Raw genomic sequence first — 21602 nt, 5'->3', positions numbered from 1 at the left:
AAATGAGAGAGGGATTACTATGTCTTTTGACCGTATGATTGAAAAAATCGTGGAAACCCAGAATCCGACCGTTGCGGGTCTTGACCCGAAGCTCGCGTACATTCCGTCCTACATTCTGGACGGCGCCGTCGCAAAGTATGGCAAAACGCTGGAGGCTGCGGCCGCCGCACTGCTCGAATACAACAAGGGCCTCATCGACGCGCTGTGCGATATTGTCCCGGCCGTAAAGCCGCAGGCGGCGTACTATGAAATGTACGGCTGGCAGGGCGTGAGAACCCTTGCGGAGACCGTCGCTTACGCGCGCGCAAAGGGTATGTTCGTCATCACGGACGGCAAGCGCAACGACATCGGCACCACGATGGAAGCCTACGCCACGGCGCACCTCGGCAAAACGGATGTGTTCGGCGAGAAAACGGAAGCCTTCGGTGCGGACGCGCTGACCGTGAATGGCTACCTCGGCACGGACGGCATCAAGCCGCTGCTCGGCGTTTGCGAAGCGGAAGATAAGGGTATTTTTGTGCTCGTGAAGACCTCCAACCCGTCCTCCGGCGAATTGCAGGATCAGAAAATGGAAAGCGGCAAGACCGTTTACGAAACCATGGGCGCGTTCTGCGAGCACTGGGGCGAAACTGTCATGGGTAAATACGGCTACTCCGGCGTCGGCGCGGTCGTCGGCGCAACGTACCCGGCACAGCTCGGCGAAATGCGCGAGAAGGCGCCGCACACGTTCTTCCTCGTGCCCGGTTACGGTGCACAGGGTGGCGGCGCGGACGACGTTGCCCCGGCGTTTGACAAGAACGGTCTCGGCGCCATCATCAACTCCTCCCGCGGCATTATGTGTGCATGGCAGAAGGAAAAGTGCGACGAGCATGACTATGCACAGGCGGCAAGACGCGAAGCCATTCGCATGCGCGACGAGATCTGCGCACGCATCGGCGAAATTCGCGCGAACGGATGAGTAACGCTCGGAAAGGACAAGCTATGAAATATGACGTTCAGCTCTGCGAGGTACTGCGCCGCGTGCAGACCGCAGAGAACACCTTTGATTATACGGTCTTAGTGCCGAAACTGGCAGAAGTGGCGCAGCCCGGACAGTTTGCGCACATTTACGTGCCCGGTAAAACGCTGCGCCGCCCGATTTCCATTTGTGACATCGATAAGAAAAACGGCACGCTGCGTTTTGTGTTCCAGATTCGCGGTGCGGGTACAGAGCAGCTCTCGAAGTTTGAGGTCGGCGACAAGATGGATATTTTGGCGCCCCTCGGCCACGGCTTTACGTTCGACCCGAACGCGCACAATTTGTTCATCGGCGGCGGTATCGGTGTGCCTCCGCTTTTCGGCGCAGCAAGGCAGTGCGGCAAAAACGCCACGGTGGCGGTCGGTTTCCGCAATAAGGATTTCGTAATTCTCGAAGACGACTTCCGTGCGGCAGGCTGCGACCTGCGCATTGCGACGGATGACGGCAGCTACGGCCACCACGGCCTTGTCATCGATTTAATTCAAGATGTGCACCCCGATAAAATTTTTGCCTGCGGTCCGAAGGTCATGCTGCGCGCCGTGACGGAGTTTGCAAAAGCGCACAACATTCCGTGTGAAATTTCCCTTGAGGAGCGCATGGCGTGCGGCATCGGTGCGTGCCTCGGTTGCGCGGTGGAGCTTTACGACGAAAACGGTGAAACGTATATGGGTCATGTCTGTAAGGACGGCCCGGTGTTCCCGGCGGAAAGGGTGGTATTCTGATGGCTGATTTAAAGGTTTCGGTTGCGGGTGTGGAGTTCCATAATCCGCTCATTGCGGCGTCCGGCACGTTCGGTTTCGGCCGCGAATATGCAGAGTTTTACCCGCTCTCCGCACTCGGCGGTATTTCTTCTAAGGGCATCACGTTAAAGGCGCGACCGGGCAATCCTGCGCCGCGCATTGCGGAAGCCCCCGGCGGTATGCTGAATGCCGTGGGTCTGCAAAATCCGGGTGTCGATCACTTCATCGAAAAAGATCTCCCGTGGCTGCGCGAGCAGGGCGTGACCATCATTGCGAACATTGCCGGCAACACGCCGGAGGATTACTGCGCCATGGCGGAAAAACTGAATGACACCGACATCGACATGATCGAAATGAACATCTCCTGCCCGAACGTGAAGCAGGGCGGCGTGCAGTTCGGCACGAGCTGCGCAGGCGTTGAAGACATCACGAAAGCGGTGCGCGCGCACTGCAAAAAGCCGCTGATGGTGAAGCTTTCCCCGAATGTGACGGATATTTCCGAGATCGCGCTCGCGGCGGAAAGCGCCGGTGCGGATGCCGTCTCCATGATCAACACGCTGACCGGCATGCGTATTGACATCAACACGAAGCGTCCGATCATTCATAACAACACAGGTGGCTTCTCCGGCCCGGCGCTTTTGCCCATTGCGGTGCGCATGGTGTGGCAGACGTATCAGAAGGTGAAAATTCCGATCGTCGGTCTCGGCGGCATCAGCACGTGGCAGGACGCCGTGGAAATGCTGCTTGCAGGTGCGACGGCGCTGCAGATCGGCACCGTGCTGTTCACAGACCCGTATGCGCCCGTGAAGATTACCGAAGGGCTTACGAATTACATGGATAAAAACGGCGTGAAGACCCTTTCCGAATTGACCGGTGCGATGCGTCCGTGGTAAATGATATGGAAAAATCACACTTATATCTTGTGCGCCACTGCGAAAGCCTCGGCAACCACGAGAATATTTTTCAGGGTCAGCTTGACCTCGATATCAGCGCTACAGGAGAAAAGCAGTTGGCGCTTTTGGCGCTGCGGTTTCGGAACATCCCGATCGATGCTGTGTATTCGAGCCCGTTAAAGCGCGCGTATAAAACGGCGGAAGCGGTGAATTTGTACCACAGTTTGCCCATCATAAAACTGCCGGAGCTGATGGAAGTGGATGTTGGCGCGCTGTCCGGCATGAAGCTTGACAAAGCGTTCGCGGATTATCCGGTATTTGCCGAAAAATGGCAGAATTCCCCGCAAAACTGCATTTTTCCGGAGGGAGAGACGACAGCGGAAGTTTATGACCGCGCAAAAAAAGCGCTTGCACGCGTGAAAGCGGATTGCATGGGCAAAACAGCGGTCATCACGTCGCACGGTTTTTTGTTGCGCTGCATGGCGTGTGAGATTTTGGAGCACGATATTGAACGTTTGAGTGATATTCGTATCGGCGGCAACACCTCGGTTTCGGAATTTTATATCGGCAAAGACGGCAGCGTGGAAACGGTGCGCCTCAGCGATAAAAGCCACTTGCCGAAGGAACTGCTTGGCGACCCGAACCAGTATGTTGTCCACAAATAATATATAGCAAAAGACATAAGAAAAGCCCCTGAAGCATACCATTCTCTAAAGGGGGAGTGGGTATGCTTTGGGGGCTTTTGGAGTATTTATCGTCGATTTTGTTTTTCTTTCTGCACATCACAAGCGCCGGGTCGTTTCCAAAGGCGCTGACTGCGGCGGAGGAGAAAAAATATCTGGAGCAAATGGCGGCGGGCGACCACCACGCGCGGCAAAAACTCATCGAACACAATTTACGGCTTGTGGCGCACATTGCGAAGAAATACTATGCCGATGAAAATGACCGCGATGACCTCGTTTCCATTGGCACGGTGGGGCTCATCAAGGCTGTGGACAGCTTCGACCCGACAAAGGGCATTCGGCTTTCGAGCTACGCTTCGCGGTGCATTGAAAATGAAATTCTGATGTTCTTCCGCAGCGCGAAAAAGACAGCGCAGGACGTATCGCTGAACGACCCCATCGATACCGACAAGGACGGCAACACGCTGACGCTGCTCGACACCATCGCGACGGACGACCACATTTTGGAGGACATCGACCTGCGCATGAAAGTGCGGCAGTTGTACGACGCGGTGAAGACCCGTCTTTCGCCGCGCGAGCGCGAGATCATTTTGCTGCGCTACGGGCTTACGGGCCAGCGGCCGCTTGTGCAGCGCGAGGTCGCAAAAAAGCTGAACATTTCCCGCAGCTATGTCTCGCGCCTTGAGAAAAAAGCACTGCAAAAGCTGCGAAAAGCATTCGACGAATAAAAAAGGCGCGTGCATCACACGGGGTTGTGGGTACACGCGCTTGGTTTAAATAAATTTTCCGGTCACGCTGTCTGCGGCGTTTTTGATCTGTTCCGGAGTGCCGCAGGCGACAAGCCGGCCGCCCGCTTCACCGCCGCCGGGGCCCATATCGAGAATGTAATCAGCGCTGCGGATGACGTCGAGGTCGTGCTCAATAACAATAACGGTCGCGCCGCTTTCGATGAGCGTTTGGAACACGGTGAGCAGTGTCTGCACGTCGAGCGGGTGCAGGCCGATGGTCGGCTCGTCGAACACGAACACGGAGCCGCTCTGTGCCTTGCCCATCTCACTCGCAAGCTTTAAGCGCTGCGCTTCGCCGCCCGAAAGTCCGGGCGTTTCCTCACCGAGCGTGAGGTAGCCGAGGCCTAGGCTGTTTAAGACATTTAATCTTTGCGAGACGAGCTTCCAGTCCTTGCAGGCCGAAAGCGCCGTGCGCACGTCCATGTCCATGATTTCGGGCAGGGTGTACGCTTCGCCGCTTTTCGTCACGCAGCGGATCTTCGATGCGTCTTTGCCGTAACGGCTGCCGCGGCAGTCCGGGCAGGGGATATTCACATCGGGCAAAAACTGCACGTCCAGGCTGATACTGCCGGTACCGTCGCAGGTGGGGCAGCGCAGTTTGCCGGTGTTGTAGGAGAAGTCGCCGGCTTTGTATTTGCTTTTTTTTGCGTCCGGCGTGCGGGCGAAAATTTTACGCAGCTCATCGTGCACATTGGCGTATGTCGCAACGGTGGAGCGCACGTTGATACCGATAGGCGTAGCATCGATGAGCTTCACTTGGTCAATGCCCTCGGCGCTGACCGACTTCACATGCGCTGGTAGCCTTTCACCACGAATATGCGCCGAAAGCGCCGGGATAAGGCTTTCCAGAATGAGCGTCGTTTTGCCGGAGCCGGAAACGCCCGTAACAACGGTCAGGCGGCCTTTCGGAATATCCACTTCGAGCGGCTTCACCGTATGGATGCGGTCGGTGGAAAGGTGAATAGCGCCGTTTTGGAAAAGCTCGCTTTCGGGTGCTTTCTGTCGCGAGATGCCCTGCTTTCCCGCCAAAAACGGGCCAATCTGCGAGTTTTCGTTTATCTTAATGTCATCTGTTGTGCCCTCCGCGATGACATGGCCGCCTTTTGCACCGGCTTCCGGGCCCATTTCAATGAGCCAGTCGGCCTCGCTCAAAATCTGCGTGTCATGGTCGACGAGCAGAACGGAGTTGCCGTCGTCGATGAGATCGTGCATCACGCCGGTGAGGCCGACGATGTTCGCCGGGTGCAAGCCGATGGAAGGCTCATCGAGCACATATAAAACGCCGGTGGTGCGGTTGCGTACGGCACGGGCAAGCTGCATGCGCTGGCGCTCGCCTGTGGAAAGCGTGGAGGCGGCGCGGTCGAGCGTCAGGTAGCCGAGCCCTAACTCCAAAAGGCGCTTGGCATTCAATGTAAACGAATCGCATATGCTCTGCGCCATGGGACGCATTTCTTCGGGCAGCGAACCCGGCACGTCCGCGACCCAATCGGTGAGGTCGGCGAGCGTCATACGGCAGACTTCATCTAAAGAAATGCCGCGAAGCTTCGGAGCGCGAGCTTTCTCCGATAGCCGTGAGCCGCCGCAGTCCGGGCACGGTTCGGCCTTGAGAAACTTTTCCACGCGCTTCATGCCGTTTTCATCTTTGACTTTGGAGAGTGCGTTTTCCACGGTATACACGGCGTTGAAGTAGGTGAAATCCATTTCGCCTGCTGCGCCGCTCGTTTTATTCTGGTAGATCATGTGCTTTTTAATGGCAGGGCCATGAAACACGATGTCCTTTTCTTTTTCCGTCAGCTCGCGGAACGGCACGTCGGTGCGCACGCCGAGGTCGCGGGCGATGTCCTTCATCAAAGACCACATCAGCGTCTGCCACGGGCGCACGGCGCCTTCGTCAATCGTGAGGGTGTCGTCCGGTACAAGGGTGCTTTCGTCCACAATGCGCACGATGCCGGTGCCGTCACATTTGCGGCACGCGCCTTGGCTGTTGAACGCGAGTTCCTCCGCGGACGGCGCGAAAAATTCCGCACCGCAAACGGGGCACACGCACGGCTGACCCGCCGCGACGGCCAATGTCGGCTGAATGTAGTGCCCGTTCGGGCAACGGTGGCTTGCAAGGCGCGAGTACATCAGGCGCAGGCTGTTGAGTAACTCCGTGCCCGTGCCGAATGTGCTGCGGATGCCCGGGACATTGGGGCGCTGGTGCAGTGCGAGTGCGGCCGGGACATATAGAACTTCGTCCACCTGCGCCTGTGCCGCCTGCGTCATACGGCGGCGCGTGTAGGTGGAAAGCGACTCCAAATACCGCCGTGAGCCCTCTGCATACAAAACACCGAGCGCAAGCGACGATTTGCCGGAGCCCGAAACACCCGCTACGCCAACGATCTTATGCAGCGGCACATGGATGTCAATGTTTTTGAGGTTGTGCACGCGCGCACCGCGCACCTCGATGTGGTCGACAAGATTGAATTTGTGCTTTGCTTGTTCCATTTATTCTTCCTCCGCTTTGCGGTTGATCTCTTCCAAAAAGGCCTTGCCGTAGCGATGCGCCTTGCGCTCGCCCACACCGGAGACCTGCAAAAGCTCCTGTTCGTCCGTCGGCATTTTGGCGCACATATCGCGCAAAGTGGTGTCGGTGAAAACGACGTAGGCCGGCACGCTCGCTTTTGCGGCAAGCGCGGCACGCAGCTTTTTCAGCCGTGCGAAAAGCTCCGGGTCGGCATCGCCTGCGGCCTTGTCCGGCTTCTTCGCTTTTTCCTGCGGCACGGGAATACGCATTTCAAAGCTTTTTTCCCCAAGCAAAACCGGCCGCGCGTTCTGCGTCAGCTTTAAAACCGGATATTGCCCGTCGGTCTGGATGAGCAATTCCTGCATCAAAAGTGCGTCGATGATACGCTTAATTTCAAAAATCGGCTTTTCGCGCATGAGCCCGTAGGTGGACTGTGTTTGCAGATTCATTTGCAAAACACGCTCATTTTCGCTGCCGCGCAGAATGTCGCAGATCATGCTGATGCCGAGCCGCTGCCCGGTGCGCGCCACGCAGGAGAGCACCTGCTGTGCTTCCACGGTGGCCTCTACCAAAATGGAGCCGCCCGCGCAGCTGGAGCAATTGCCGCAGTATTCCTCGGCGGGCTCGCCGAAGTATTTTAAGATGAATGCGCGCAGGCAATCAGCCGTCGTGCAGTAATATGTCATTTTTCGCAGACGGTCGTATTCGCGCTGGATGAGCTTTTCCTGCGTTTCAAAGTCGAGGTCGGGGTTCGGGTCGCTGTTTTCGATTAAATAGCGGTTCGTGCGCACGTCCTGCGGGCTGTAAAGCAAAATACACTCGGCGGGACTGCCGTCGCGTCCGGCACGCCCGGCTTCCTGATAATAGCTCTCGAGGTTTTTCGGCATGTTGTAGTGGATGACGAACGACACGTTGGATTTATCGATGCCCATGCCGAACGCGTTCGTCGCGACCATAATGGGCTTGCGGTCATAGACGAAATCGTCCTGATTCCGCCTGCGTTCTTCCTCCGGCAGACCGGCGTGGTAGCGCGTGGAAGGGATGCCCTTGTCGTTTAAAAGCGCGTCCACTTCTTCCACGGTGCGGCGCGTGGAGCAGTACACAATGCCGCATTTGCCCGGGCGTTCCTCAATGAGCTTCAAAAGCGCCAGCGCCTTACTGTGCGGCATCTGCACGCCGAAATATAAGTTCGGGCGGTCAAAGCCCGTCGTGATACGCACGGGGTCAATGAGGTGCAGGTGCTCCGCAATGTCCTTGCGCACGGCTTTTGTTGCCGTGGCGGTGAATGCGCCGATCGTCGGGCGATTTTTCAAACTTTCGGCAAATTCCGCAATCTTTAAATAGTCCGGGCGGAAGTCCTGCCCCCACTGAGAGACGCAGTGCGCTTCATCCACGGCGATGAGAGAAATATTGAGGTTCTCTACGGCCGTGCGGAAGTTCTCGGTCGAAAGGCGCTCCGGCGCGACGTAGACGAGCTTATACAATCCCTCGGATAAATTGTGTAGTGCGCGGCTGTACTGTGCCGGGGTGAGCGAGCTGTTGAGGTATGCCGCGTGCACGCCCGCCTGCGTCAGCGATTCTACCTGATCTTTCATCAGCGAAATGAGCGGGGAGATGACAAGCGTGATGCCCGGCAGCAGGAGTGCCGGCACCTGATAGCACACGGATTTGCCTGCGCCCGTCGGCATGACGCACAGCGCATCGCGGCCCGTGAGCAGTGCATCTACAATTTCCTCCTGACCGAGGCGAAAGGACGTGTAACCGAAATAGCGCCGCAGAATATCGAGTTTCGTTTCCATAGATCTGTTCCTTTACGGTCAAAAATACCCGCGCGTGCAAAAGCACGGCGGGCATTTAACGTTTTAAATTAAGAGAGCTTCTTCATTTCGATGGTCTTCCAGTCGCACTCCTTGTCCATCCAGCGGATGCCGACGTCTGCGTATTCGGCTTCGCCGCGCTGGTTGTCGAACGGGTCGATGCGCAGCTGTGTCTTTGGCGGGTCAAAATCCGCCTGAAGCTCGCTGTTTGCCGCCATGCGGAACGGGTCGAGATTGCCGAAGTAGAAGTCGTTGCGCTCGCTGTCGCCCATGCGGTGCGCACTGCCGCCGAAGGACGGGTCTGCAAACAGCCAGCCGTAGGGAGCAATGTAGAACTGCGCCCAGTCGTGGCAGCCGGTGTCGTCCGGCGTGACGAACAGGCCGCTCTGCCAACGTGCAGGAATACCTGCGCAGCGGCACAGCGTGATGAACAGCAGCGCCTGCACGCCGCAATCCCCGTGCAGCCCCGCGCCATAATAATCCGGAATGCTGCCCGGCAGCGCGAAGTATTCGCGCACATACGAATATGTACCGACCTTCGTGCAGTAGTCGTAAAATCTGCGTGCGAGCAGAAGCGGGTTCTTCTCATCGCCGGAAAGCTCTTTGCAAAGCGCACGGATGAGCGGCGTGAAGCGAATGTGCGGGTAAAGCTCCTCGGTGTCAAACGTCGGCTGCTCTGCACTGACCTGTGCGGATTCGAGGTTGTTGTATTTCACATAGGAAAGATATTTGTATTCGACCCAGAAGGTTTCGTTTTTCTCGAATTTGCCGCGGAATGAGACCGTGCGCGCGGGTGCATTTTCATCTGCAAGCTTATAAATGGGGTGGGAGGTCGCAAGGATCTCAATGTCGCGCATGTTCATCGCGTTCTTCGGTACGGGAAGATGCACGGTCAGTTCTTCGCCGGGGCGGAAAACATCGTCATGCAGACGGAACTGGGCGCGCAGCCGAATGCTCCACAGCGCGTCGCCGTCTTTTTTCATGTCGCGTACATTTTGGCGCAGAAATTCCACGCGATCACTTTTGTCCTTCGGCGGCTTGCCTGCACGCGTGGCGATATCCGGGTAAACGCCCAAAAGCGTATCGTAGAACGTGCGGGAATACGTCGTTTTGCCGTTGATGTAGATCCAGTCGATGGCACCGCGGTCACGCAATGCGTCAAGCTCTGCCTTCGTGAAATCCGGAATTTCCTTCTGCACGAGCGCCAAAGCGTCTTCTTCGCTGTATGTGTAGCCCGTCGGCAGTGCTTTCAAGACCTCACGCTCCAGTGCAAGGCGTGTTTTCATAAATGCCGGGACTTTCTCGTTTGCAAGGTATAGGTCGATAAGGTGGAACGCGCGGTCAAAATCGCCGCACCATTTTGCTTTTAAAATGTCTTCCGGCAGCGCGATTGCAAGCGTTTCAATGTCTTTTTGGTTCATAACAGCAACCTCCTTTAATGGATAAAGTTAACCGATATGCAGCACCGCGCACGCAATGCGGAAATAGATCAGCAAGGAAAGCGCGTCTACAATGGTCGTGATGAAAGGACTGGCCATGACAGCCGGGTCAAAACCGATGCGCTTTGCAAGCACCGGCAGCGAACAGCCGACAAGCTTTGCAGCGAGCACCGTTACAACAAGCGTGCTGCACACAACGATGGCGACCGGGATGGTCACACGATCAATGAGCAGCAATTTGACAAAGTTTGCGACGGCAAGCGAAACACCGCACAAAAAAGCCACGCGCGCTTCCTTCCAGAGGATACGCCCAATGTCTTTATATTCGATCTCGCCGAGGGAAAGACCGCGGATGATGGAGACCGAAGCCTGACTGCCCGCGTTGCCGCCCGTATCCATCAGCATGGGGATAAAACCCGTCAGCACAATGGAAGCGGAAAGCGCATCTTCAAACGAGGTGATGATGCTGCCCGTAAATGTAGCGGAGATCATGAGGAGCAAAAGCCACGGGATACGTTTTTTCCATGTGGCAAAAACGCCCGTCTTCATGTACGGCTTATCGGTCGGCGTGATAGCCGCCATCATTTCGATATCTTCCGTCGCCTCGTCCTGAATAACATCGATCGCGTCGTCAACAGTGACGATGCCCACAAGGCGCTCTTCGTTATCGACGACCGGCACGGCAAGAAAATCGTACTTGCCGAACAGGGAGGCCACTTCTTCTTTATCGGTATGGGTGGAAACGTAAATAATGTTCGTTTCCATGATATTGCGGATCAGCTCGTTTTTCGGGGCAAGCAGCAGGTCTTTCACGGTCACAATGCCTTTCAGCTTGCGGCGGCTGTCCGTGACATAGCAGGTGTACACCGTCTCTTTTTCCACGCCGATGGCACGGATGCGGTCAAACGCCTCCTCCACCGTCATGCCGCGCTTCAAATCGACGTATTCCATCGTCATGATGGAGCCTGCGCTGTCTTTGGGGTAATTTAAAATCTGGTTAATGAGTACGCGCGTTTCGGCGTCCGTGTGTCTCAGAATGCGCTTGACGAGGTTTGCAGGCATTTCTTCAATCATGTCTGCAGCGTCGTCCACATACAGCTCGTTCACGACGTCGTGCAGCTCTTTATCACTGAATGCTTCAACAAGCACCGTCTGTTCGTCCGGATTCATATAAGCGAACGCGTCCGCTGCAAGCTCTTTTGGGAGCAGGCGAAACACAAGCGCCATCTTTTCACGCGGCAGGTCTTCAAAAAGTTCTGCCACGTCTGCCGGGTTCATGTCTTTCAGAAGATTGCCCAACTGGGGGAAATCTTTATTCTCCAGCAGCTCTGAAATTTTGTCCAACATATCCAACATAGTTCGTCCGTCCTTTCTCTGCAATCGTGCAAAAATCGGCAATCGGACGATACGGTTTGAACTCAGCCGTTTACAAATGTAAGGTCACGCAAAAAACAAGCGGAGAAAATCGCCTGTTTTTCTGCGGGCGGCTGCATCCGTTCTCGAGGAACCGCACCGCCACTACTGCCAGCGTCCATTTTCTCCACTCCTTTGTTTTAGTATTTTTGTCAGTGTATTTGCAAATAATCGCAAAGTGCTTTTGCGTTTTTGCATACGGAAACAAAACGCCGCATTTTTGTCGGCGTTCTTATCTATAAAGTTACCCTTTTTTTGAATAATTGTCAAGCCTAACAAACGACTTTTCGGGAATTTTACGTCAGAGATTTCGTTTGGCGTTCGCCGTCTGCCGCAAGAGATAATCAATGCTCACGTTATAGAAGTTTGCGAGTTTAATTAGAATGTCGTCCGTAAGCTGCTGCTGGCCTGTTTCGATATAACTGTATTTGCGCTGTGTAATGCCGATTGCATCTGCGACTTGCTGCTGCGTTAAATCAGAGTCCTCCCGCAGATCGCGTATTCTGTTTTCCGTCAATTTTTTCACCTGCTTTGAGTGGTATCCACTCAAAGTATATGTAGACGGATTTTATCTATTGGCTTTTAGATATATTTCATCTAAAATTGGGAAAAGAGGAGAGACAGGAGAGAAAAGCCATGCTTAAACGCTGGGGACAAGTAATTTTGGTCATGCTGTTGGTATGCTTTCTTCTTACGACCTGCACCTGTGCGCATAAATGGAAGGAAGCCACCTGAACCGAGCCGAAAACCTGTGTATATTGCGGTATGACGGAAGGCGAGTCGCTTGGGCATGATTGGAAAGCTGCTACGATCAACTACCCCAAGACCTGTGTTCGCTGCGGTAAAACAGAAGGTGAAGCTTACGGTATCTATTAAAAAAACCGATGCAGAGTTTCGACTGCATCGGTTTTTTGTTGGCTTTAATTTATCGCTCCATATTGGAGTTGCGCTTTGTGATGGCTTCCCACAGGCCATTTAAGTACGCGGCGCCGAGGGCACGGTCGTAAAGGCCATAGCCGGCGCGGCCGGTCTCGCCCCAGATCATTCTGCCGTGGTCCGGGCGGATGTAACCGTTGAAACCGTTTTTGTAGAGCGCGTTCAAAATGGCATACATATCGAGCGAGCCGCATGCGGAGTAGTGTGCGCGCTCCTCAAAACCGTTTTCCAGCACGGCGACGTTGCGGGCGTGAACGAAATGGATGCGGCCCATCGCGGCGTATTTTGCCGCCATGTGCACCACATCGTTTTCGGCACTGCATCCGAGCGAGCCGGTACACAGCGTGATGCCGTTGTGCGGGTCATCGACGATTTTCAGGAAGCGGTCGAGATTTTTTTCGCACGTGATAATGCGTGGCAGTCCGAAAATGCTCCAGCACGGGTCGTCTTCATGGATGGCCATGTTCACGTCACATTCCGCAGCGACGGGAATGATGCGCTCAAGAAAATAAGTGAGGTTTGCCCAAAGGTCTTCCTCGGTCATTTTGTTGTATTCCGCCACGACGGCTTTGAGCTCCTCGCGCGTGTAGCTTGCGTCCCAGCCGGGCAGCGTGAGATCGCTGTCGCTTTTCAGCGGGTCCACGGCATCCACCTGCTCTTTATAGTAGACAAGGCTTGTAGAGCCGTCCGGCAGGCGGTGGTCAAGCTGCGTGCGCGTCCAGTCAAACACCGGCATAAAATTGTAGCAGATGCAGTGGATGCCGGCCTCGGCAAGGCGGCGGATGTTCTCGCAGTAATTTTCGATATAGCGGTCGCGCGTGGGTTTGCCGAGTTTGATGTCCTCGTGCACCGGCACACTTTCAATGACCTCAAATTGCAGGCCGTTATCCTCCGTTTGTTTTTTCAGCGCAGCAATGCTCTTGCGGCTCCAAACTTCACCGACGGGCACGTCGTATACAGCGGTGACGATGGCCTGCATGTTCGGAATCTGACGAATATTTTGGAGGGTCACGGGGTCGTCCGGGCCATACCAGCGAAATGACATTTTCATAGATATAATCAACCTTTCCGGTGTATTCACGTGTTATTCAGGTTCATCGTAGCACATCGGGTGAAAAAACTCAAGGGGCTAAATTCCTTTTGCGCCGATTTCCAATCAAACGTGGGATTTATACACAGTTTTGCGCAGGTGGTCTTTGTATCTTTCGCCGAAATCGCGGACAAGATGCAAAAATCTATAAAAACATCTTGAAACTTGCGTGTCTTTTAGTATAATAAGGTGTATAGCGCGTAGTTTAGAGAGCGCAAATAGGTTATTTATTTTAAATCGAGAGGAGTCCAATTTATTATGTCTAAAGTAGTAAGAGTAGCAGTCGTGGGCTATGGCGGCATGGGCGGCTGGCACACGAAGAGATTACAGGAAATCCCGGGTGTTGTAGAGCTTGCAGGCGTATACGATATTAAGCCGGAGCGCAACAAGGCTGCTGAGGAAAACGGTATTCACGCATACAGCTCTTTTGAGGAGTTGCTTGCCGACAAGACCGTTGATGTTGTAACGGTCGCAATCCCGAACGATCAGCACAAGAAGGTTTGCATTCAGGTTATGGAAGCAGGCAAGGTTGCCATCAGCGAGAAGCCGGTCACGCTTTGCACCGCTGATCTCGAAGAGATGATCGCAGCCTCCAAGCGCACGGGCTCCGTCTTCACGGTTCATCAGAACCGCCGTTGGGACGAGGATTTCCGCGTTGCGGAGAAGATTGCAAAGTCCGGCCAGCTCGGTCGTGTTTTCGCCATTCAGTCCCGTGTTCACGGTTCCCGCGGTATTCCGGGCGACTGGAGAAACACGAAGGCACAGGGCGGCGGCATGGTTCTTGACTGGGGCGTGCACCTCCTTGACCAGATGAACATGATGATGGGCAAAATGCCGGTTTCCGTTTACGCAACGCTGTCCAACGTAACGAACGAAGAAGTGGACGACGGCTTCACCGCTACGTTCAAGTTTGATAACGATCTCGTGTTCACCGTAGAAGTCGGCACGAGCAACTTTATCAACCTGCCGCGTTGGTATGTCGAAGGTCTGAACGGCACGGCTGTCATCGATGACTTCCAGGTCAACGGCAAGATCGTCATCGCAACGGCGGACGAAGAGCACGATGCAGTGCCGATCGTCACCGCAGCAGGCCTCACGAAGACCATGGCGCCGAGAACGCCGGAAACGATCAGCGAGCTTCCGCTGCCGAGAATCGACTGCGACATTCACGATTATTATCGCAACATCGCAGCAGTTGTCAACGGCGAAGCAGAGCAGATCGTCACGCACGACCAGCAGCGCCAGCTGATGAAGCTGATGGAAGCGATCTTTGAGAGCGCAGAGAAGAATCAGGTCGTTTACTTCTAATTCGAATTAAGATGAATTGAGAACAGCTCCGGGCGAAAAGCTCGGAGCTGTTTTTGCGTATTATAAGCTCAGTTTATTCGTCAAACACAAATTCATCTTCGCCGAAGCGTTCCGGATGATATTTCATGCTGTCTGCTTCCGTAATGGTGCGCTGTACACGGCAGGGGTTGCCGACAGCTACGCTGTTTGACGGAATGTCCTTCGTTACCACGCTGCCTGCACCGATGACACAGTTATCGCCGATGGTCACGCCCGGGCATACGACGACGTTTGCGCCGAACCAGCAATCGTTGCCGATGGTGACGGGTTTTGCGTAGCAAACGCGAATTTCACGGCCGTCTTTTGTTTTCAGCGCGCGGCGTTCCTCTGCGATGATCGGGTGCATCGGCGTGACGATGGTCACGTTCGGGCCGAAGTTGCAGCGGTCACCGATGGTCACGGGCGCGTCATCCTGAATGGTCAGGTTGAAGTTGCCGAAAAAGCTCTTGCCGATGTGCGTGTGCGTGCCATAGTGGATCTGGATCGGCCCCTGCACAAACGAGCCCTCGCCGAAATCGCCGAAGATCTGGTGCACGATTGCATTACGCTTTTCGGTTTCGTCTTCGAGCGTTGCATTATAGGCGCTGCAAAGGTTGTGGCAGCGCAGCTTGATGGCTTTCAAGTCCGGGTGACCGGGGCAGAAAAACTTCCCGGCAAAGATTTTTTCTTCCTCTTTCATATGAATTCCTCCCAAAATGTTTATCTTTTATTGTGGTTTATCGAGCACAAGCACGCCGTAAGGCTCCATGGTATACGTGCCGTCGAGCGTTTCGCGTGTAAGCAGCTCCTTCGTCGGCTTTTGCACGGTGACGGTTTGCGGCTGTGCAGTGTAGTTCAGCAAAAACGCGTAGCTGCGGCCGTTTTTCTCGTTTGTACGCACCGTGAGCTCAATCTCCTCGGGCAGCTCCAGCCAGCCCGTCACAGGGCAAAGCTCTGCTTTCGGCAGCAGCTCCAAGAGCGCCGCAGCGGTCTCCTCCGCAAAAACGGAGCCACAGGCGTAGACTGTGCCTTTGCCGACGGTGTTTTTGGTCAGCGCGGGCTTGCCGTTGTAATAGTTACCGTCATACGTCGCCAGCACCTCGCAGCTTTCAAAATCCGGGCGCAGAATATCGTTGAACGTCGGCGCGGGGATTTTCTTTTCGCCGAGCGTCATGTATTCCTTTTCGTCCGCCGGGCCGATGAACGTGAAATCCTCCACGGTGCAGCCGGTCAGCGGCGCTAAGAGCCCCGGCATCGGCATCATGGGGCACTGCCCGTCAATATCTTTATAGCCGGAGCGGCAGCCGAAGAAAAGAGTGCCGCCGTTTTCGGCGTAAGCGCGTAACATTTCCGCGCGGGCGGGCGTCATGATGGTTGGATGCGGGTACACAGCGGCCGTGAAGTTCCCGAGCGGCTGGGACGTGCCCTCGTCGTTGATGTTGACGAACTCGAACGGGATGTGCGCGCGCTGCAAGGCTTTGAACCACCCGTCGGTGCTCTCCCGGTTTAAGGGTCCGTGCCATTTGTCCTCCATGCCGTCCCACTCATTGTCGTAGTCGCAGAGGATTGCGAACTTTGCCGTATGCTTTGTGCCCGTGATGCGCTGAATCTTCTGAATATCCTCGCTTACGCGCAAAAGCTCTTCTGTGCGGCGGTTCGGGAAATTATCATAGTTCAATAATCCGTGCCAGTACATTTCTGTGCCGAATGTGCAGGTGCGCCAGCGGAAGTAGCTGACAAAATCTGCACCGTGCGCGATAGACTGGAAAGTCCACAGTCTTAACTGACCCGGCTTCGGCGCGGGCTGCAGAAGGCGGGTGTTCCAGCCGCCGGGGCCGGATTGCTGCTCCATGATGCCGAAGCGGTTTGAGACGCTTCGCGTTTTTGCAAGGTTAAATGACGTTTCGCGGTCGCGCAGGGAGCGCGGAGAGAGCTTGCTGCCCTCCATCGCAAACGCGAAGTTCGGGTAGCTGTCATACGTCATGAAGTCGAGCTTTTCCTTGACGAGCTTGTGGTTATCGAGCACGCCGAAAAGCCCGTTTGTCGTGATGAACTGTTCCGGACGGCGATATTTCCGGATAATATCCGCCTGTATGCCGATGTAGTTTATGGCCGCTTCGGAAATGAAACGCTTTTCCTCCAGCATCATGTGCGGATTGTTGGAGTTTGCGAGCGTGTAGCGCGAAAGGTGAACCTGCTCCCAGTCCGTGTAGGTCTGGTTCCAGAATGTCGTGCCCATGGCGCGGTTCAGGTTTTCGAGCGTGCCGTATTTCTCTTTAAGGTACTTTCTGAACGCCTCGTGGTCGCTCGGCGCGTGGTAGCTGTTTGTTTCGCAGTTGACTTCATTGTCGATCTGCCAGCCGATGATCGCAGGATGTGCGCTGTAATGCGCCGCAATGTGCTCAACGATCTTCTTTACAAAATCGAGGTACACGGGAGATGTCATGTTGTGGTGCTTGCGCATACCGTGGTAGACCGGGTGGCCGTAAATATCACAGTTTAATACTTCCGGGTATTTTTCCGTCAGCCAGGCGGGCGGGGTCGCGGTGGGCGTGCAGAAGATGACCTGCATCCCGCAGTCCTTTGCCACATTTAAAAAGCGGTCCCAAAAGCTGTCGTCAAAGCGCCCTTCCTCCGGCTCAAAGAGGTTCCACGCGAATTCCGCCACGCGGATGACACCGATGCCGTAGGATTTCATGCGCAGCATATCCTCTTTCCAGAACGAAGCATCCCAGTGCTCCGGGTAATAGCATACGCCGAGCTCTATCGTGTTGCCGTTTAACATAGTGTTGCTCCTTTATCTATGCTCGCCGATGAAGAACAGTGCTACGGTGCCGGGGCCGGAATGTGCGCCGATGACAGGGCCGACGAAGTTGATATAAATGTTCTTCACACCGAACTTTTCACGCACGCGTTTTGCGACGTATTCGGCGTCTGCCAGGCAATCGCCGTGGCTGATGAACACGGTCTGGTCTGCGGGCTGAATGGCGGTCTCTTCCATTTTCTGCACAAGCGCATCAAGGGACTGCCGTCTGCCGCGCACCTTGCTGACCGGGATGAGGTGGCCCTCATCATCCACATGCAAAACGGGTTTTACGCCGAGCAAAGTGCCGACGAGCGCTGCTGTGGCGGAAACGCGGCCGCCGCGCTTTAAGTGGTTGAGGTCGTCCACCGTGAACCAGTGGCAGAGCTTCAAAACGTTTTCACCGAGCCACTTATACAGCGAATCAATGTCCGTGCCGGCGCGCTTCAGCATGGCTGCGTGGTATACGAGCAAACCCTCGCCGAGGGACGCGCAGAGCGAATCGAACACATAAATTTTGCGTTCGGGATATTTTTCTTTCAATTCATCGCGCGCGATGAAGGCGCTTTGGCAGGTGCCGGATAAACCGCTGGAAAACGCAATGTACAGAACGTCTTCGCCGCCTTGCAGAACAGGCTCAAAGACCCGTGTGAATTCGTCGGCGTTGATCTGCGATGTGGTGGACATTTTGCCCTCGCGGAGCTTTGCGTAGAAAGTTTCCGTCGGCATATCCGAAAGATCTGCCTTGTCTTTATATGTTTTGCCGTCGATTGTAAAGCGGAGCGGTACCACTGTGAGGCCCAACTCTTCGATCATTTTATGATCCATATCGATGGTGGAATCGGTGATGATTTTGTAACCCATAGTTATCTTTCCTTTCCGTGCCTTAAAAACGCATTTCTGCGCGGCACGCCGTTATTATAGCACAGACGAAGCGGATTTGTCTATGCGTTTTTTGTGTAAATTACCCTTTGCGGTTTCGTCGATAATCAAGATAATCCTGCAAAATGATCGTCGCCGCCACGGCGTCCACGGTTGCTTTGCGGCGCTTACCGCGCGTATTTGTTTCGTTTAAAAAGCCGTGTGCCGTGATAGTCGTGCCGCGTTCGTCGGAGAAATCAACGGGCAGCCCGGTCTTTTCCGCAAGCTCCGCACCGAAAACGCGCGCGTTCTGCGCGCTTTCGCCCTCGCTGCCATCCATGTTGCGCGGCAGACCGACAACGATTTGCTCGGCGCGGCGCGCTTTGGCAAGCTGCGCTACACGCTCCAAAAGGCGCTCGCGGTTGTGCTCGTTCACGACCTCTACGGGACTTGCGAGCAACTCGCTTTTATCGCATACGGCAACGCCCGTACGCGCTTTGCCGAGGTCTACACCTAATATAACCATGTTCTGTTTCCTTTCAATGTTTTGCTTTTCTTCAGTATAACACGGTTTTTAAAAATAGAAAAGCACCTGCTTTTGCGATTTCAAAGAGCAGGTGCAAAATCTGTATGTTTTTATTATCGCACATTCGTCACAGTGCCGACGGCGACGTAGTTGTCGCACACTGCGCCAAGGTCGGTGCCTTCGCTGCCGTGCCAGTTTCTGCCGGGCACGACCGTGTATTCCACCGTGCCGTCCCCGAGTGTTTTGCAGGTGAAGCTGTCCGTGTAAAAATCATCCTGCGAAACGGCGCAGCCGTGCTTTACACCCTTGCAGTCTTCCGGTGCGCAGCCGGGAAAATTGATGTTCCAAACCGTGTTTTGAGGCAGAGGTTTATCAATATATTCACCGATGAGCTCACGCAAGTAGCGGTCGGTCACGGGATGATAATCGAGGTTGGCCTGGGAAAGCGCGATGGCGTGGATTCCCCAGAAAGCGGCCTCCAGCGCAGCGCCCGCCGTGCCGGAATACTGAATATCGCCGGAAATATTGTAGCCGCTATTGATGCCGGAAAGCACAACGTCAGGCTTGCGACCGAGCAGATGGATGCCCACGCGCACACAGTCCACCGGTACGCCGCTGCATTCGTATGCCTTTACGCCGTCCATGTAACCCGGACGCTCGCGCACGTAAAGCGGCTCTAAATATGTTACGCTGTGCGATTTGCCGCTGCGCTGGCTCTCCGGTGCGACGACCCACACTTCGCCGAATGCTTTTGCTGTCTCTGCCAGCTGGCGAATGCCACCTGCGTCAATGCCATCGTCATTCGTAATTAAGATCAATCTGCCCATGTTTGCTCCTCCGTCACGCAAAAACTTTTTCGCTTGAAGTATACCATATCTATTTCGACAAGTCCAGACGGAGATTCAAAATTCTGCTTTGTCATATCTGCTTATAATTATTAAAATTTTGAAAATTATATAGAAATATAGCACGATTTTCTTGCAAAAGAAGCAAATTGCGGTATAATGTTCTTAATAGAACAAAAAGGCTGCGGTTCGGTTGCAGCCGAGGAGAAGTTGTAAAAGGACAAGCGTGTTATTCGTTTGCCCGAAGAAAGGAATCTTGCTTATGTTGAATCTTATTCCCGCGCCGCGCGGATCGGTGCACATGCAGGAGGGCAGTGTAAAGCTGCCGGAGACCGTCACCGTTTCGCTCGGTGATTTTGCACCGTGGTGCCTTGAGGCATTTGCTGCAAGACTGGACGGCCACGTGGAGACCGCCGAAAACGGGTTTATCACGCTGAAAAAGGCCGATATCGCAAAAGAGGGCTACAAGCTGACCGTCACAAAGGACGGCATCACCGTGGAAGCGGCGGACGAAAGCGGCGCCGTATGGGCGCTGACGACTGTCACGGAGCTCACAGCAGAGGGCGAAGCGTTGCCAATCGTCACCATTGAAGACGCACCGCACTACGGTCATCGCGGCCTGTCGCTTGACTGCTCCCGTCATTTCTTTACGGCGGACGAAGTGAAAAAGGTCATCGACCAGATGACGCGTGTGAAGCTGAATGTTCTGCACTGGCATCTTGTAGATGACCAGGGCTGGCGCATCGAGTGCAAAACGCTGCCTCTGCTGCACGAAACGACCGGCACGTATTACACGCAGGAGGAGATCAGGAGCGTTATCGAATATGCCCGCTTGCGCGGCATGGAGATCATCCCGGAAATCGATATGCCTGGCCACACCAGATCGATGATTGCGGCATACCCGCATTTGAGCTGCTTTGGCGAAAAAACGGAGCTGTGCCAGTTTGGCGGCATTTTTGAGAAAATTCTCTGCCCCGGTAAGGACGAAACATTCGAGTTTATCGAAAAGCTTCTGACAGAAGTCTGCGCACTGTTCCCGGACGACCGCTTCCACATCGGCGGTGACGAAGCGCCGAAGACCGAATGGAAAAAATGCCCGCACTGCAAGGCGCGCATGGAAGCGCTTGGCCTTACCGATTATGAAGATTTACAGGGCTATTTCACGAAGCGTGTCGTCGCTATCCTCAAAAAGCACGGCAAGCGCGCCGTCTGCTGGAACGATGTTCTGGAATCCAAAGATGTCGATACCGGAAACATCATACAGTATTGGACGGCGCAGCATGAAACGCCGGTGCCGGCATTTATCGAGCGTGGCGGCAAGGTGATCTTCTCCAATATGTCCGCTTTGTATTTCGATTATCCGCATGGCATCAATTCGTTGAATAAGGTCTACCATTATCAGCCGGTCGTCATGGGCAAGAGCTACGCAGACAGTCCGAATATGCTCGGTTACGAAGCGGCATTGTGGTCGGAGCAGGTGGAAACGCCGGAACACCTCGAAGAATTGCTGTTCCCGCGTCTGTATGCCGTATCCGAAATCGCGTGGAACGAAGCGGGGGATTACGCAGATTTTGAACACCGCGCGGAAAAGAAAATTGAAATTGCCGCAAAGCAAGGCGTGAACTGTATGACAAAAGACGGGTGGAACCCCGAGGGTGAAGCGCGCGTGCAGAGTGCCGCGACATTCATTGCACACATGATGAACCCGGGCGGCATCGGCACACCGCATACGGATGCGGAAAGAGAAATGGTGCGTCCCGTCATAGAGAAGTTTGCGCAGATCTGGTTCCGGCCGCAGGATGTTCCCGAAATGATGAAAAACGATGACCTCGTCGGCGCAGCACTTAACTTCATGAAAATGTTTCCACCGGAGAACGATGAGACCAAAGGAGAATAAATAGAAACTATGAAAACGGCT

At 54.7% G+C, this 21602-nt stretch carries 18 protein-coding genes; 7 read left to right on the top strand and 11 right to left on the bottom strand.

The window, feature by feature from the left end; translation table 11 throughout:
- Positions 1 to 19: 19 nt before the first annotated feature.
- The 5 genes from pyrF to sigK all read left to right on the top strand — a co-directional run bounded on the left by pyrF (position 20) and on the right by sigK (position 4062).
- A complete protein-coding gene (pyrF, locus tag ACI0CA_RS12950; RefSeq protein WP_412391175.1) occupies positions 20 to 958 on the top strand; it encodes an orotidine-5'-phosphate decarboxylase in 939 nt (312 codons plus the stop codon).
- Between the two features lie 23 nt (positions 959 to 981).
- Positions 982 to 1740, top strand: coding sequence for a dihydroorotate dehydrogenase electron transfer subunit (locus tag ACI0CA_RS12945; protein ID WP_412264045.1), 759 nt, complete (start codon positions 982 to 984; stop codon positions 1738 to 1740).
- A complete protein-coding gene (locus tag ACI0CA_RS12940; protein WP_308448962.1) occupies positions 1740 to 2651 on the top strand; it encodes a dihydroorotate dehydrogenase in 912 nt (303 codons plus the stop codon). Before ACI0CA_RS12945 ends, ACI0CA_RS12940 begins: the two co-directional genes overlap by 1 nt.
- 5 nt (positions 2652 to 2656) lie before the next feature.
- On the top strand, positions 2657 to 3316 hold the full coding sequence (locus ACI0CA_RS12935) for a histidine phosphatase family protein (protein ID WP_412264044.1): 660 nt from the start codon (positions 2657 to 2659) through the stop codon (positions 3314 to 3316).
- Positions 3317 to 3378: 62 nt separating this feature from the next.
- On the top strand, positions 3379 to 4062 hold the full coding sequence (sigK, locus tag ACI0CA_RS12930) for an RNA polymerase sporulation sigma factor SigK (RefSeq protein ID WP_308449025.1): 684 nt from the start codon (positions 3379 to 3381) through the stop codon (positions 4060 to 4062).
- A 45-nt stretch (positions 4063 to 4107) separates the two neighbouring features.
- On the opposite strand, the gene ACI0CA_RS12925 is transcribed toward sigK, so the two are convergent.
- From ACI0CA_RS12925 to uxuA, 6 genes are all read right to left on the bottom strand, one after another.
- The gene (locus ACI0CA_RS12925; RefSeq protein ID WP_308448961.1) at positions 4108 to 6609 is read right to left on the bottom strand and encodes an excinuclease ABC subunit UvrA; all 2502 of its coding nucleotides are present in this window, start codon (positions 6607 to 6609) and stop codon (positions 4108 to 4110) included.
- A complete protein-coding gene (gene recQ / locus ACI0CA_RS12920) occupies positions 6610 to 8427 on the bottom strand; it encodes a DNA helicase RecQ (protein ID WP_308448960.1) in 1818 nt (605 codons plus the stop codon). It lies immediately after the preceding gene.
- A 68-nt stretch (positions 8428 to 8495) separates the two neighbouring features.
- Positions 8496 to 9866, bottom strand: coding sequence for a transglutaminase-like domain-containing protein (locus ACI0CA_RS12915; RefSeq protein WP_417422844.1), 1371 nt, complete (start codon positions 9864 to 9866; stop codon positions 8496 to 8498).
- Positions 9867 to 9893: 27 nt separating this feature from the next.
- The gene (gene mgtE / locus ACI0CA_RS12910) at positions 9894 to 11231 is read right to left on the bottom strand and encodes a magnesium transporter (RefSeq protein WP_446807010.1); all 1338 of its coding nucleotides are present in this window, start codon (positions 11229 to 11231) and stop codon (positions 9894 to 9896) included.
- A gap of 367 nt (positions 11232 to 11598) precedes the next feature.
- Positions 11599 to 11814 (bottom strand): helix-turn-helix domain-containing protein, encoded by a 216-nt coding sequence (locus ACI0CA_RS12905; RefSeq protein ID WP_446806747.1) that lies wholly within the window; start codon positions 11812 to 11814, stop codon positions 11599 to 11601.
- 408 nt (positions 11815 to 12222) lie between these two features.
- Positions 12223 to 13284: a mannonate dehydratase gene (gene uxuA / locus ACI0CA_RS12900; RefSeq protein WP_446806748.1), complete on the bottom strand. Its 1062-nt coding sequence runs from the start codon at positions 13282 to 13284 to the stop codon at positions 12223 to 12225.
- Positions 13285 to 13581: 297 nt separating this feature from the next.
- Between uxuA and ACI0CA_RS12895 the strand changes: the two genes are divergently transcribed.
- Positions 13582 to 14631: a Gfo/Idh/MocA family protein gene (locus ACI0CA_RS12895; protein WP_308448955.1), complete on the top strand. Its 1050-nt coding sequence runs from the start codon at positions 13582 to 13584 to the stop codon at positions 14629 to 14631.
- Between the two features lie 73 nt (positions 14632 to 14704).
- Here ACI0CA_RS12895 and ACI0CA_RS12890 read toward each other — a convergent pair whose 3' ends face one another.
- The 5 genes from ACI0CA_RS12890 to surE form a co-directional block, all read right to left on the bottom strand.
- Positions 14705 to 15349, bottom strand: coding sequence for a sugar O-acetyltransferase (locus tag ACI0CA_RS12890; RefSeq protein ID WP_417073552.1), 645 nt, complete (start codon positions 15347 to 15349; stop codon positions 14705 to 14707).
- Positions 15350 to 15376: 27 nt separating this feature from the next.
- Positions 15377 to 17434, bottom strand: coding sequence for a beta-galactosidase (locus tag ACI0CA_RS12885; RefSeq protein ID WP_446806749.1), 2058 nt, complete (start codon positions 17432 to 17434; stop codon positions 15377 to 15379).
- 12 nt (positions 17435 to 17446) lie between these two features.
- Positions 17447 to 18316: a DegV family protein gene (locus ACI0CA_RS12880; RefSeq protein ID WP_316519422.1), complete on the bottom strand. Its 870-nt coding sequence runs from the start codon at positions 18314 to 18316 to the stop codon at positions 17447 to 17449.
- Positions 18317 to 18416: 100 nt separating this feature from the next.
- The gene (gene ruvX / locus ACI0CA_RS12875) at positions 18417 to 18839 is read right to left on the bottom strand and encodes a Holliday junction resolvase RuvX (RefSeq protein WP_308448951.1); all 423 of its coding nucleotides are present in this window, start codon (positions 18837 to 18839) and stop codon (positions 18417 to 18419) included.
- A gap of 113 nt (positions 18840 to 18952) precedes the next feature.
- Positions 18953 to 19666 (bottom strand): 5'/3'-nucleotidase SurE, encoded by a 714-nt coding sequence (gene surE, locus ACI0CA_RS12870; protein ID WP_308448950.1) that lies wholly within the window; start codon positions 19664 to 19666, stop codon positions 18953 to 18955.
- Positions 19667 to 19946: 280 nt separating this feature from the next.
- Between surE and ACI0CA_RS12865 the strand changes: the two genes are divergently transcribed.
- Positions 19947 to 21581 (top strand): beta-N-acetylhexosaminidase, encoded by a 1635-nt coding sequence (locus tag ACI0CA_RS12865; RefSeq protein ID WP_446806750.1) that lies wholly within the window; start codon positions 19947 to 19949, stop codon positions 21579 to 21581.
- The last annotated feature ends 21 nt before the right edge of the window (positions 21582 to 21602 follow it).

It is taken from the genome of Hominenteromicrobium mulieris (assembly GCF_046197855.1).
In the GTDB taxonomy this organism is placed as follows: domain Bacteria; phylum Bacillota; class Clostridia; order Oscillospirales; family Acutalibacteraceae; genus Hominenteromicrobium; species Hominenteromicrobium mulieris.
The sequence above is the reverse complement of the archived record's forward strand: the minus strand, read 5'-3'. Positions and strand labels throughout refer to the sequence as shown.

What these genes read in the sequence shown, in the direction of transcription:
- ACI0CA_RS12895 (WP_308448955.1), top strand. Translation starts at nt 13,582, where the DNA reads ATGTCTAAAGTAGTAAGAGTAGCAGTCGTGGGCTATGGCGGCATGGGC.
- ACI0CA_RS12915 (WP_417422844.1), bottom strand. Translation starts at nt 9,866, where the DNA reads ATGAACCAAAAAGACATTGAAACGCTTGCAATCGCGCTGCCGGAAGAC.
- ruvX (WP_308448951.1), bottom strand. Translation starts at nt 18,839, where the DNA reads ATGGTTATATTAGGTGTAGACCTCGGCAAAGCGCGTACGGGCGTTGCC.
- ACI0CA_RS12885 (WP_446806749.1), bottom strand. Translation starts at nt 17,434, where the DNA reads ATGTTAAACGGCAACACGATAGAGCTCGGCGTATGCTATTACCCGGAG.
- recQ (WP_308448960.1), bottom strand. Translation starts at nt 8,427, where the DNA reads ATGGAAACGAAACTCGATATTCTGCGGCGCTATTTCGGTTACACGTCC.
- ACI0CA_RS12945 (WP_412264045.1), top strand. Translation starts at nt 982, where the DNA reads ATGAAATATGACGTTCAGCTCTGCGAGGTACTGCGCCGCGTGCAGACC.
- mgtE (WP_446807010.1), bottom strand. Translation starts at nt 11,231, where the DNA reads ATGTTGGACAAAATTTCAGAGCTGCTGGAGAATAAAGATTTCCCCCAG.
- ACI0CA_RS12865 (WP_446806750.1), top strand. Translation starts at nt 19,947, where the DNA reads ATGTTGAATCTTATTCCCGCGCCGCGCGGATCGGTGCACATGCAGGAG.
- ACI0CA_RS12940 (WP_308448962.1), top strand. Translation starts at nt 1,740, where the DNA reads ATGGCTGATTTAAAGGTTTCGGTTGCGGGTGTGGAGTTCCATAATCCG.
- ACI0CA_RS12935 (WP_412264044.1), top strand. Translation starts at nt 2,657, where the DNA reads ATGGAAAAATCACACTTATATCTTGTGCGCCACTGCGAAAGCCTCGGC.
- pyrF (WP_412391175.1), top strand. Translation starts at nt 20, where the DNA reads ATGTCTTTTGACCGTATGATTGAAAAAATCGTGGAAACCCAGAATCCG.
- sigK (WP_308449025.1), top strand. Translation starts at nt 3,379, where the DNA reads ATGCTTTGGGGGCTTTTGGAGTATTTATCGTCGATTTTGTTTTTCTTT.
- ACI0CA_RS12880 (WP_316519422.1), bottom strand. Translation starts at nt 18,316, where the DNA reads ATGGGTTACAAAATCATCACCGATTCCACCATCGATATGGATCATAAA.
- uxuA (WP_446806748.1), bottom strand. Translation starts at nt 13,284, where the DNA reads ATGAAAATGTCATTTCGCTGGTATGGCCCGGACGACCCCGTGACCCTC.
- ACI0CA_RS12925 (WP_308448961.1), bottom strand. Translation starts at nt 6,609, where the DNA reads ATGGAACAAGCAAAGCACAAATTCAATCTTGTCGACCACATCGAGGTG.
- surE (WP_308448950.1), bottom strand. Translation starts at nt 19,666, where the DNA reads ATGGGCAGATTGATCTTAATTACGAATGACGATGGCATTGACGCAGGT.
- ACI0CA_RS12890 (WP_417073552.1), bottom strand. Translation starts at nt 15,349, where the DNA reads ATGAAAGAGGAAGAAAAAATCTTTGCCGGGAAGTTTTTCTGCCCCGGT.